Source organism: Gracilimonas sp. (assembly GCF_040218225.1).
Classification (GTDB): domain Bacteria; phylum Bacteroidota; class Rhodothermia; order Balneolales; family Balneolaceae; genus Gracilimonas.
This window is the reverse complement of record NZ_JAVJQO010000007.1, coordinates 1-12,252: the sequence shown is the minus strand read 5'-3', so window position 1 is coordinate 12,252 and position 12,252 is coordinate 1. Positions and strand designations below refer to the sequence as shown.

Sequence of the window (12,252 nt, the reverse complement as noted above, 5' to 3'; positions counted from 1 at the left end):
GCAAAGGGTGTGCTTGATTAGAAATTCAAAACCAAACCCAGGGACGGCAGTACGCTGGCTTCCTCATTCAGGTCAACCCTAACAAGTTCTCTGGGCATAGTAATCTCACCGCTTTCATCCCGATTTAAACCATAGCGCGGCTCAGAAGGACTTGCTTGAGCAAGTACATTTTGAACCTCAAGAAATATATCAAGGCTGATATTTTCAAAATTCCACTTTTTGTCGATACGAAGGTCAAGCTGACTTAAAGGGTCCAGGCGAACTGAACCCAAACGGTTATAATCCAAGATCACAGCTGGGTAATTATTAAGTGTAGCTTCCTGATTAACAGGTGCATAAGGTGCTTTGCCGAGGAAACGATAACGTCCGCTAATTTCCCAGTTGTTGCCGAACTTATAGCCACCCAACAAGGAGATAAGCACTCCATTATCCCACACCGCAGGGTCATACTCATCACTTAAAAGATTAGTGAATTCACTCTTATAGAAGGTGAATGCTGTGACGGCGTAAAAACTTCCGGTAAATTTTTGCTGGAAAAGAAGCTCTATTCCATATGTTCTTCCTTTACCTTCACTGAGAATAGGTTCACTTCCCAGTACTTCAAAACCACCGCCTTTGTTGGCAAGAGATACACTATCGGTGGTGGAGATTGGATAGTCGTCGTATTTTTTAAAGAATCCTTCTACCGAAATGCGGGCTGATTTATTCACCAAATACTCGATTCCTAATACGGCATGATTGCTTTGGATATAGGAGGCATCCTTATTTATAAAAGATCCGGCATTATTTTGAAAACCTATGGTAGTGTATGGCAATATTTTATAATATCGGCCGGCGGAGGCATTCAAAGTCCAGTTTTGGTTTTTGGTGAGTGAATAAGACAGGGACGCTCTGGGACTTAAGGTATTATAGAGTTCATTGCCTGACGTTGAAAAGGTATTGCCGTCGGCTCTTATCCCAAATGAAAATGAAAGCCTGTTATTAAACGCAGAGGATGATGTTTCAGCAAATAGTCCATATCTGAAAAGGTTTAAATCAGTTTCAAATTGACGATTGTTGATGAGGTCCTCGGTGCTATTGGAGTAATCAGCATTAATGACTAGAAACCCTGCTGAGCTGGTCCAGTTACCCAGAAACTTTGTAGCCCTGTATCGCAAATGAGTTTCGGTTTCTCTGGATTCATTTTTAAGATATAAACCCGTTTCGTTTATGTTGTCGGTGTACCGATAAAAAGTATTACCAAGGGTGTTATTGCTTATCACGGTTTCCATAAATCCTGAATTATCCCTGAATTGCCTTTTCCAGCCAATGCCGACGGTATTACTGTTTTGACGGATTACAGGAATCTGGTTTTGAATAGCCTCCTGCTCAGGATCAAACTTTTCCAGATCATTGATGGCAAGATCGTCAACAGAACCAACTCCGGTAATATAGAGCGTGTTGTAGCGGTCAAACTTGTGGTTCACTTTATATTGATAATCCCAGTAGTCGGGTAGAAAAGGCAGTCCGATTACATCAAAAAGAAGTTGAAGGTAAGAGCGCCTGACGGATGCTATGTAAGTGGTGCTGGCTTCAGTATCTTTACCTTTTAGGAGAGGGCCTTCCATAGTCAGAGCAGCCTCGCTTGAACTCACCCTGAGGTTTCCAGTAAACTCTCTTGCATTTCCATTTCTTTGGTTGAACTGAAGGATACCCGAAAGCACATTATCGTATTCAGCGCCAAACGAACTGGCGGTTAAAGTTACTCCTTCGAAAAAAGAGACATTCAGTAACCCAACCGGACCTCCGGCGCTTCCCTGGGTGGAGAAGTGATTAATATTGGGAATAGGTACCCCGTCAAGGTAGTATACATTCTCATTGGGTGCACCTCCCCGTATGATTACATCATTACGGAATCCGCCTACCGAACCGGAAACGCCCGGTAATGATTGTACTACCTTGGCAATGTCATTATTACCGCCTGGGTAGGCTGCAATTTCTTCCTGGCTTAACTTCTGAATAGATAAGGGAGTGACATCCTCTTTTTCGAAAGGGTTGGGAGTTACGGTTACTTCATCAAGCTCACTTACCTGTTCCTGAAGGGTAAAGTTCAGATCGATATTACCCTCTGAGCGTACAACCACATTAAACTTGGTTTGAGATACAAAACCAACATATGAGGCTTTCACATTGTAGGTCATAGTAGGGATGTTATTGATGATGTAGCGACCATCAGAATTTGTAGCATCACCGAGGCTGGTACCTTCAAGAATAACAGTTGCACCAATCAGCGGTTCACCTGTTTTGGCATCGGTCACAGTTCCAGTAATTGTTCCGGTAGATTGTGCTAAAAGAGATTCTGCAGGAATTGAGAATATGATGATCAATAGAATGGTAGCTCTCATCAATAGAATAGTGGGATTGTTTGGATTAATCGATTTAGGATGTAGAACAGTATGGTTTTTTGAATCCGTTCCGGGGCAATGGTTTAAAAAAAGCAGATTTATATTATTTTTTTCAGTAAGCAGAAAAAATTAAGGCATACTTTGGGAACGGAGGATCTAAAGTCTGAGTTCTGAGGGCAAATTGCTAAATCATGAAGCAGAATAAAACATACATCTTACAAGTAGTGCTGTCGACAATGTTGTTTTTTACATTTTCGATGATGCATGAGTTTGACTGGCTGATTCCAGCCAGTCCGGCTGCTTCTCCTGTAGCAACATCATCTATTCCCATGCCTGATATTATAGAGGAACCGGGAAGTGAAGATGAGATTGAACATGAAGATGGATATACTATCATTTCTGATGGTGACAATAAATATTTCAGAACTTCTCTGAATAGAGAAAACTTGTACATACCGCCAGTGCCTCTCCCTCCGCCTGACATGGTCTGAATACCCGCAAATTTTGCCATCCATCTCTTTAAAAAAACCTCCCAATGGATAACTATGTCCATCATTATTGGGTTGGCGTGAGATGTAGTGCCTTTCGTAAATCGAACAGACTGAAGATAAGGGTATACGATCTTCTGATGGCGTTATTCTACCTGAAATAAATTATTCGATAAGACCATGAAAAAAACAATGTTAAATAATACCCTGTCGATTTTAATCGCATCTTTATTTGTATTTACCGCTTGTACAACAAAAAATAACCCACAAAGCGAAAACACAAATAGTCAGCTTAAAAGTGAAGTATTGACCAGCGAAGCTCAGGAGAACCTGACTCCGGAGCAAATCCTGGCCGATCTTAGGGAAGGAAACGAGCGTTACGTGAACAATAACCTGACCCCAAGAAATTACCAGGCACAGGTAAAAGCTACCTCAGGCGGGCAATACCCTGAGGCTATTATACTTTCCTGTGTTGATAGCCGGGTTCCCGTTGAAAATGTTTTCGACAAAGGTGTAGGTGACATTTTTGTAGCACGCGTAGCCGGTAACTTCGTAAATGAAGATATTCTCGGAAGCGCAGAATTTGCTACAGCAGTAGCAGGCTCCAAAGTGGTAGTTGTGATGGGGCATGAAAGCTGTGGAGCTGTTAAAGCAGCTATTGACGGAGTGGAAATGGGTAACATCACAGCTATGCTTGATAAAATTGAGCCGGCTGTTGAAATGACTGCAAACTATTCAGGTGACCGCAACAGCAGTAATAACGACTATGTTACCGAAGTTGTGAATAACAATGTCCTGAATACTATTGAAGAGATGCGTAAAAACAGCCCGATTATAGCTGAGCTTGAAAGAAATGGCGAGGTGGTAATTGCCGGCGCTTTCTATGACCTGGATACAGGGAAAGTAACATTCTTGAATTAATCAGGAATCATAAACATAAAAAGGGGCACGTTGAGCCCCTTTTTTTATAGTTCTTTAGAGACAAGAAAAATAGTGTAGGCAAGAAATAAAGCAAGTAAAACTCCAGCCTCCCATCTGTCTAGCTTCCTTTTTTCTCCGGTAAACATCCCTATAAATAGGAATAATGTCCCGGCGGCCAATAGATATAGTTCTGAATTAAACGAAGGGTTGTATTGAATGGGATTGACCAGGGAGCTTATGCCCAGAATTAAAAAGATATTGAAGATATTAGAGCCGATAATATTCCCTACGGCTATGTCGACATTTTTTCGCATAGCGGCTACTATTGAGGTGGCGAGTTCAGGGAGAGAAGTCCCAGCAGCAATGATAGTCAGGCCGATAATTTTCTCACTAATTCCCAAAACCGTTGCAATTTCGATAGCATTATTTACAACCAGGCGCCCACCAAGAACTAAACCAGCTAGCCCAACAACTATGAATCCCCAGATCTTAAGTTGAGAATAAGTTTTTTCTTCACTAGGAACTTCAGCAGAATCAGAAGAAAGCTGCTTGTAAACGTAATAGAGAAAAGCTCCAAACAAAGCCAGAAAGATGAATCCATCAACACGGGAAACGCTGTAAGAATCAGGCGTCCAAAAGTCATTAGCGAGAAAGAACAGCAGCACGGCGGCCAACAAAGAAAGCGGGATTTCTTTCCAGACCGTACTTGACTGAACCAAAAGAGGGGTTATCAAGCCAGAAATGCCGAGTATAACGAGGAGATTAAAATTATTACTGCCAATAATGTTAGCGAATACGATCTCATGATGTCCTTCAATACTGCCCATCACATTAACCACCAATTCAGGAGCTGAAGTGCCAAAAGCCACAATGGTTAAACCAATGGCAAGGTCAGACACGTTGAATTTTTTGGCAAGTGCAGAAGCTCCGTCAACCAGCCAGTCGGCTCCTTTGATGAGTAGCACGAGACCAAGAGTAAGCCATAAGAGGGGGATAAACATAAAGTTTAAAGTTTAGATGTCCGTTATGAAAACAATTCTCAATTTAATAATAAGGATTTGACCAAAATACCCGTATCTTTAAGGCTTGCAACTTTTCTGGTAACAAGCCACTGAAGATAAACAGGGTTAATCAAGAAGAGAATTTCATTAAAAACAATACTTCAATGTCACAAGATTTAAGAAATATCGCCATCATCGCTCACGTAGATCATGGCAAAACTACGCTAGTCGATCAGATTTTAAAGCAAAGCGGAACATTCAGAGAGAACCAACAGGTTGAAGACCGGGTAATGGATTCCGGCGATTTAGAAAAAGAGCGTGGAATTACAATCAGCTCTAAAAACACGGCGGTAAAGTGGAAAGACACAAAAATTAATATTGTGGATACTCCGGGTCACGCTGATTTTGGCGGTGAAGTTGAGCGTATCCTGAAGATGGTAAATGGGGTAATTCTACTGGTGGATGCTGCTGAAGGTCCACTTCCTCAAACAAAGTTTGTTCTCAGAAAATCTCTGAGTCTGGGATATCGACCAATCGTTGTAATCAATAAAATTGACCGGAAAGATGCCCGGCCTAACGCGGTTCTGGATGAGATTTTTGATCTGTTTGTGATGCTTGATGCTACTAATGAACAGCTTGATTTCCCGGTTCTCTACGCCATTGCCAAAGAAGGAATCGCCAAAGAAGAATTGGAAGAAGAAGGAACAGATCTGTCTCCGTTGATGGATAAAATTGTAGCGCATGTTCCGGCACCAGAACAAGACACGGAATCAAAATTCAAGATGCTCGTAAGCAGCATAGACTGGAATGACTATGTGGGGCGAATTGCTGTAGGACGTATTGAGCAAGGCACCATCAAAATAAACCAGGAAGTGGCTTTAATGAACGGCAAGGGCGATGTAAAAGAGAAAGCCCGTGCAACAAAACTATTTACTTTTAACGGACTGCAACGCGAACCCGTAGAAAAAGCCCAGGCTGGAGACATCATTGCGCTGGCTGGTTATGAAGAAGTGAATATCGGAGATACACTGACCGACACTTCTGATATGAAACCACTGGAATACGTAGATCTGGATCAGCCAACTATCGCGATGTATTTTAGGGTAAACAACTCTCCGTTTGCAGGAAAAGAGGGAGACTATGTGACTTCAAATCAGTTAAAGGACCGTCTTTACCGGGAAACCCGAACCAATGTAGCTATGCGGGTTGAGCCGACTGACAGTCCGGATATCTATAAGGTATCTGGACGGGGAGAATTACAGATGGCTATTTTGATTGAAACCATGCGCCGTGAAGGATTTGAGTTTTCAGTATCCCGTCCGGAAGTTTTATTTAAAGAAGTGGATGGCGTTACTCATGAACCTGTTGAGGAAGTGGTTGTAGATGTGCAAACAGATTATAGTAACCGCGTTATTGATAACCTTCAAAAACGTAAAGGTATTATGACCTCGATGAGTCAGGAAGGGGAAAACAACCGGATTCAATTCCGTGTACCTTCCCGTGGATTGATTGGCTTCCGTGGAGAGATGTTGACCGAAACCCGCGGAACAGGAATCATGCACCAGCAATTTGATGGCTATGAGCCTTACGCCGGTGAAATCCCTGGACGAAATCGTGGTGCACTCATTGCTCTTGAGCAAGGAGATGTGACAGGTTATGCTCTGGAAGGTGTTCAGGACCGGGGCGAGTTTTTTGTGGCACCCGGAGATCCGGTTTATATGGGACAGGTTGTTGGCGTGAATAAGCGAAGCGACGACATGGTAGTAAATGTGGTTAAGAAGAAAAACCTGACGAACCACCGTGCCACTCAAACAGCCGATTCTGTGAAGCTTAATCAAGCAAAGAAATTGAGTCTGGAGCAATGTATAGAATTCATTGATAATGACGAATTACTTGAAGTGACTCCAAAAGCCTTGCGCATTCGCAAAACCTATCTCGATCACAACGATCGGAAGAGAGCTGAGAAGCAGAAGGCAGGCGCGCAGAATTAATTACCCCATTCCGTAAAACTTCACCTTCTCTTTAAAGTAGGGGGTGAAGACTTTTTCAAGGGTTTGGTTTTCAGGAAACTGAAGCTGAGGGTCTTCGGTAAGTAACTCTTTGGCTTTTTCCTTGGCCTGGGCAAGCAGGAACTGGTCTTCTACAATATCAGCAAATTTGAAATCAGGAAGACCGCTTTGCTTGGTTCCCAGGAAATCACCCGGTCCACGAAGCTTAAGGTCAGCCTCAGCAATCCGGAACCCATCATTGGTTTCTTCCATAGTTTTTAAGCGAAAAGCTCCGGACTTGCTCACTTTTACATCCGGCATCAGGATGCAATAGCTTTGTCGTTCCCCCCGGCCAATACGTCCGCGCAACTGGTGAAGCTGAGAAAGCCCAAATCGTTCTGCATGTTCGATAATCATAATGGAAGCATTCGGGACATCTACACCAACTTCAATTACCGTTGTAGAAACCAAGATCTGTATTTCGTTTTTTATGAAAGCCTTCATGGTTTCATCTTTCTCTTCGGTTTTCATTCGCCCGTGAATCAGTCCAATATTAAAATCGGGAAATTGTTTTTTGAGTTTTTTAAAACCTGCGGTAGCGTCTTTAAGATCAAGTGCTTCGGACTCTTCTACCAGAGGGTAAACGACATACACCTGTCCGCCATCAGCAACTTCCTGCTGGACGAAATTATATACATCATCTCTTTTTTTGTTAGAGCGAATGGCAGTTTTGATCGGTTTTCGTCCGGCGGGTAAATCCTTAATAACGGATACATCCAGATCAGCATAAACCGTCATGGCGAGTGAACGGGGAATAGGGGTAGCGCTCATCACCAACATGTGTGGATGACTTCCCTTATTAAGGAGGTCCGATCTTTGCTTTACTCCAAAACGGTGCTGCTCGTCAATTACGGCTAATCCCAGATTGTGAAATCTTACTGTTTCCTGGATGATGGCATGCGTTCCCACAACAATATTACAGTTCCCACCTTCAATGTCGGTAAGAATATCCGTTCGTAAAGCTTTTTTCTGTGAACCGATTAGCAAACGGATGTTAATGTCTAGTTCTTTAAGGTGTTCACTCAGTGTTCGGTAATGTTGTTCAGCAAGGATTTCAGTAGGAGCCAAAAAAGCAGCCTGAAATCCATTATCTAAAGCCATCAGCATTGCGCCAATGGCAACGATGGTTTTCCCGGCGCCCACATCACCCTGAATGAGACGGTTCATTTGCTTACCGGAGCGAACATCATTTTTTATTTCAGCCAGAGAAGATTTTTGTCCATCGGTTAGTTCAAATGGAAGCAATTCATTGAAATATCTAGAAGTGTAGTTTCCCGTTTCACTAAACACATGCCCGTTGGCTTTTTCCTTTATCGTATAGTTGATCTTTTCCATACTCAGCTCAAACAAAAAAAGTTCTTCAAACTTAAAACGGTTGAGCGCCTTTTTGTGCTCATTATGTGTTTCCGGAAAATGAATCATACGATAAGCTTCCGGCCGTTGCGGGAACTTCATTTCCGAGATAAGGGATTCCGGTAAAAATTCACTGGGTGTCACATTATTGAGAATCTGCTCCATCCAGCCTTGAACCAATTTGCTTGTGATACGAGCTTTACTTAAAGCTTTGCTTCCGGGATAAATTGGAAAGATGCGGGAAAAAGAGTCAAGGTCATCGTCGGAAGAGATCTTATCAACTTCAGGATGTGCAATGGAGATAGTTCGTCCATAGCGTTTAGCAGCTCCATAGAAAGCAACAAAATCACCTTCGTTGAAATACTTTTTGAAATAGCCGACACCTCTGAACCAAACTCCCTTTACGTCTCCAGATCCATCGTTTATAATAACCTCTAACCTTTTCTTCTTACCATATCCAGCCATATTAATATCTGTAACCTTGCCGGCAACGGTAATCTCTTCTCCTGACCCTGCAAGGTGCTTAATTTTTTGGGTATTACTGCGATCCAGATAACGACGGGGAAAAAAGTTGAGTAAATCCTTGATAGAATGGATTCCTTCTGCGCTTAATGCGTCGAGCCTTTTGGTGCTTAAATTAGATAATGCGGAAAGCTTCAACTGATATAAAGTTATATATCGACCTATATATTATAGATCAAAAATTAAGGTTAATTTTCACAGGTAACGGGTGTGATACCCGATTTTAGAAAAAAGAGGAAATAATTCAGATAAATATTTTGCATTCATGTGGTAACGTTCCCTATATTTGCAAGCTCTCGATTCGATGGCAATAACCAAATAATTGAACAGTGCCTACAATACAACAACTCATACGAAAAGGTAGAAAAAGCAAGGTAAGTAAAACAACTGCTCCTGCGTTGCAGAATTGTCCGCAGAAGCGTGGTGTTTGTACTCGCGTTTATACAACTACGCCTAAAAAGCCGAACTCGGCATTGCGTAAAGTAGCTCGTGTACGTTTGACTAACGGGATTGAAGTTTCGGCTTACATTCCTGGTGAAGGTCACAACTTACAGGAACACAGTATTGTATTGATTCGCGGCGGTCGTGTAAAAGATTTGCCGGGTGTTCGATACCATATTATTCGTGGAACATTAGATACTGCGGGTGTTGAGGGTAGAACTCAGAGCCGTAGTTTGTATGGCACCAAGAAGCCGAAAGGGTAACATTAAGAAATTAAGATTAATCGAGCATGCGTAGAAAAACAGCAGAAAAACGAGATGTGCAAGCGGATCCAATTTTTGAGGATAAGCTCGTAACTCGTTTCGTTAACAACCTGATGCGGGACGGTAAGAAGAATGTTGCTCGCAAAATTGTATATCAGGCTTTTGAAGTTATTGAAGAGAAAACAGGCGAAACCGGAATCGACGTATTCCGCAACGCTCTGCAGAACTCAACACCTGTAGTTGAGGTTAAGTCACGCCGTGTTGGTGGTGCTACCTACCAGGTGCCTATAGAAGTTCGTCAGGAAAGAGGAACTGCGCTTGGGATGAGGTGGCTCATTAAGGCAGCGCGTTCCAGAAATGATAAGTCGATGTCAATTCGTCTTTCAAGAGAGTTGATTGATGCATCAAATAATGAAGGCGGAGCTGTTCGTAAGAAAGATGAGACGCACCGTATGGCAGACGCTAACAAAGCATTTGCTCACTTTAGATTCTAAAAGAGATTATTGATTAATAAGTATTATGTCTGAAACGAAGCAAAAAACAGATCCAAAAATTTTAGATAAGATCCGCCGGACGCGGAATATCGGTATCATGGCTCACATTGATGCTGGTAAGACAACCGTAACCGAGCGTATCCTATTTTATACTGGTCGTAGCCACCGTTTGGGTGAGGTGCATGATGGCGCCGCTACTATGGATTGGATGGAGCAAGAGCAGGAGCGAGGTATTACTATTACTTCTGCTGCTACCCACTGTATCTGGAAAGATCACCGAATTAATATTATTGATACTCCTGGTCACGTTGACTTTACCGTTGAGGTAGAGCGTTCATTGCGTGTATTGGATGGAGCAGTTTTCGTGCTTGACTCTGTTGGAGCTGTTCAGCCACAGTCCGAGACTGTTTGGCGTCAGGCTAATAAATACGAAGTTCCTTGTATGGCCTTCGTTAATAAGATGGACAAAGTAGGAGCTGACTTCTACAATGTTATTGATGAGCTTGATGAGAAGCTGAATGCGAATCCTATCCCAATTCAGATTCCAATCGGATCTGAGGCAGATTTTCAGGGTGTAGTTGACCTAATTAATATGAATGCCATCATCTGGGATGATGAATCTCTTGGGGCAAAATATGAAGTAGTAGAGATTCCAGAAGATCTCAAAGCCAAGGCTGAAGAGTATCGAGGTATTATGCTCGAGGCGGTTGCTGATCAGAGTGATACCTTGATGGAGAAATACCTGATGGAAGAAGAGATTAGCGCAGAAGAAATTATTGAAGCCCTTCGAGAGGCAACTATTGCCAAGAAGGTTACTCCGGTAATGCTTGGTACAGCGCTGAAGAATAAAGGTGTTCAGGTGCTGCTTGATCGCGTATTGGATTTCATGCCTAACCCGCTTGACATTCCTCCGGTAAAAGGTATTGACCCTGAAACTGAAGAAGAAGTGAAGAAGGCTCCGGATGTTAACGCGCCTTTCTCGGCACTAGCTTTTAAAATTATGACTGACCCTTATGTGGGTAGGTTGACTTTTGCTCGAGTTTATTCTGGTCGTTTAGAAAAAGGTTCATATATCCTGAATTCTTCTACCGGAAACAGAGAGCGTGTTGGTCGCTTGCTTGAGATGCACGCGAATGACAAAAAAGATTTAGATTACATTCAGGCTGGTGACATTGCAGCTATTATTGGGATTAAAGATGTGCATACTGGTGATACTCTTTGTGATGAAGATCACCCGGTTATTCTTGAGCAAATCACCTTCCCTGAGCCGGTAATCAAATTGGCAGTTGAGCCAAAAACGAAAGCAGATAGTGAGAAGCTTTCTACCGGATTGCAGAAGCTGGCTGAAGAGGATCCAACATTCCAGGTTAAGACTGATCATGAAACAGGTCAGACTACGATTGCCGGGATGGGTGAGCTTCACCTCGAGATTATTGTTGATCGTCTGAAGCGTGAATTTAAAGTAGAAGCTAATGTAGGTGCTCCTCAGGTTTCTTACCGAGAAACCATCTCTCAAAAAGTGGATCACCGCGAAATCTACAAGAAGCAAACTGGTGGTCGTGGTAAATTTGCTGATATCTCATTCGAAATTGGCCCAATGGCTGACTTTGAAGATTACGATGGCAATGAAGATCGAATTACCCGTGAAGAAGGATTTATTTTCATCAATGAAATTGTAGGTGGTAATATTCCGCGTGAATTTATTCCATCTGTAATGAAAGGTTTCCAGCAGGCGCTGAGCGCTGGTATTCAGGCTAACTACTCTGTAGAAAATATTGGAGTACGCCTGTATGATGGTTCTTACCACGATGTTGACTCTGATCAATTGAGTTTCGAATTATGTGCGAAACTTGGATTCAGAAACTCAGCTCGTAAAGCTAAGCCAAAAATTCTGGAGCCGGTAATGAAGGTAGAAATCATTACTCCTGAAGAATACATGGGTGATGTAATCGGTGACTTGAATAGTCGTCGTGGAATTATGCAGAGCATGGACTCGAATAATGAAGGTTCAGTCGTTAAAGCTCATGTACCGCTTTCTGAAATGTTTGGTTATTCAACCGACTTAAGATCTGCGACACAGGGTCGTGCGGTATACTCAATGGAATTCTTCGACTACACTGAAGTACCTGAGGCAATTGCTCAGGAAATCATTGAAAGTCAATCATAAAAGAAATTAAACACTAAGATAAAATTAAGTAATCATGGCAAAAGAGACCTTTCAACGGAACAAGCCCCATGTGAACGTGGGAACGATAGGACACGTAGACCACGGCAAGACGACTTTGACGGCGGCGATCACCACGGTAATGGCGAAGACCTACGGTGGGGTAGCTAAAC

Annotated in this window: 10 protein-coding genes; 7 read left to right on the top strand and 3 right to left on the bottom strand. The window is 42.6% G+C overall.

What is annotated here, in order from left to right; all coding sequences use genetic code 11:
• Positions 1-17 precede the first annotated feature (17 nt).
• On the bottom strand, positions 18-2,384 hold the full coding sequence (locus RIB15_RS10265; RefSeq protein WP_350202064.1) for a TonB-dependent receptor: 2,367 nt from the start codon (positions 2,382-2,384) through the stop codon (positions 18-20).
• A 191-nt stretch (positions 2,385-2,575) separates the two neighbouring features.
• Here RIB15_RS10265 and RIB15_RS10260 point away from each other — a divergent pair, with 191 nt between their 5' ends.
• Positions 2,576-2,875 (top strand): hypothetical protein, encoded by a 300-nt coding sequence (locus tag RIB15_RS10260; RefSeq protein WP_350202063.1) that lies wholly within the window; start codon positions 2,576-2,578, stop codon positions 2,873-2,875.
• 177 nt (positions 2,876-3,052) lie between these two features.
• Positions 3,053-3,793 carry a carbonic anhydrase family protein gene (locus RIB15_RS10255; RefSeq protein WP_350202062.1) on the top strand — a complete coding sequence of 247 codons (741 nt, stop codon included), beginning with the start codon at positions 3,053-3,055 and terminating at the stop codon, positions 3,791-3,793.
• Positions 3,794-3,837: 44 nt separating this feature from the next.
• Here the strand turns inward: RIB15_RS10255 and RIB15_RS10250 are convergent, their stop codons facing one another.
• Complete coding sequence (locus tag RIB15_RS10250; RefSeq protein ID WP_350202061.1) at positions 3,838-4,794, bottom strand: calcium/sodium antiporter; 957 nt, start codon at positions 4,792-4,794, stop codon at positions 3,838-3,840.
• Positions 4,795-4,958: 164 nt separating this feature from the next.
• On the opposite strand from RIB15_RS10250, the gene typA reads away from it, so the two are divergent.
• Positions 4,959-6,785, top strand: coding sequence for a translational GTPase TypA (typA, locus tag RIB15_RS10245; RefSeq protein ID WP_350202060.1), 1,827 nt, complete (start codon positions 4,959-4,961; stop codon positions 6,783-6,785).
• On the opposite strand, the gene recG is transcribed toward typA, so the two are convergent.
• Complete coding sequence (gene recG, locus RIB15_RS10240; protein WP_350202059.1) at positions 6,786-8,855, bottom strand: ATP-dependent DNA helicase RecG; 2,070 nt, start codon at positions 8,853-8,855, stop codon at positions 6,786-6,788.
• 191 nt (positions 8,856-9,046) lie between these two features.
• On the opposite strand from recG, the gene rpsL reads away from it, so the two are divergent.
• The 4 genes from rpsL to RIB15_RS10220 all read left to right on the top strand — a co-directional run.
• On the top strand, positions 9,047-9,421 hold the full coding sequence (rpsL, locus tag RIB15_RS10235; RefSeq protein ID WP_020404630.1) for a 30S ribosomal protein S12: 375 nt from the start codon (positions 9,047-9,049) through the stop codon (positions 9,419-9,421).
• A 26-nt stretch (positions 9,422-9,447) separates the two neighbouring features.
• Positions 9,448-9,915 carry a 30S ribosomal protein S7 gene (gene rpsG, locus RIB15_RS10230; protein WP_349353743.1) on the top strand — a complete coding sequence of 156 codons (468 nt, stop codon included), beginning with the start codon at positions 9,448-9,450 and terminating at the stop codon, positions 9,913-9,915.
• A gap of 25 nt (positions 9,916-9,940) precedes the next feature.
• Complete coding sequence (fusA, locus tag RIB15_RS10225) at positions 9,941-12,082, top strand: elongation factor G (protein ID WP_350202058.1); 2,142 nt, start codon at positions 9,941-9,943, stop codon at positions 12,080-12,082.
• Positions 12,083-12,116: 34 nt separating this feature from the next.
• Positions 12,117-12,252: GTP-binding protein (locus RIB15_RS10220; protein WP_350201445.1), on the top strand; the 136-nt coding region annotated here is incomplete at its 3' end.

What these genes read in the sequence shown, in the direction of transcription:
- RIB15_RS10265 (WP_350202064.1), bottom strand. Translation starts at nt 2,384, where the DNA reads ATGAGAGCTACCATTCTATTGATCATCATATTCTCAATTCCTGCAGAA.
- RIB15_RS10260 (WP_350202063.1), top strand. Translation starts at nt 2,576, where the DNA reads ATGAAGCAGAATAAAACATACATCTTACAAGTAGTGCTGTCGACAATG.
- RIB15_RS10255 (WP_350202062.1), top strand. Translation starts at nt 3,053, where the DNA reads ATGAAAAAAACAATGTTAAATAATACCCTGTCGATTTTAATCGCATCT.
- RIB15_RS10250 (WP_350202061.1), bottom strand. Translation starts at nt 4,794, where the DNA reads ATGTTTATCCCCCTCTTATGGCTTACTCTTGGTCTCGTGCTACTCATC.
- typA (WP_350202060.1), top strand. Translation starts at nt 4,959, where the DNA reads ATGTCACAAGATTTAAGAAATATCGCCATCATCGCTCACGTAGATCAT.
- rpsG (WP_349353743.1), top strand. Translation starts at nt 9,448, where the DNA reads ATGCGTAGAAAAACAGCAGAAAAACGAGATGTGCAAGCGGATCCAATT.
- fusA (WP_350202058.1), top strand. Translation starts at nt 9,941, where the DNA reads ATGTCTGAAACGAAGCAAAAAACAGATCCAAAAATTTTAGATAAGATC.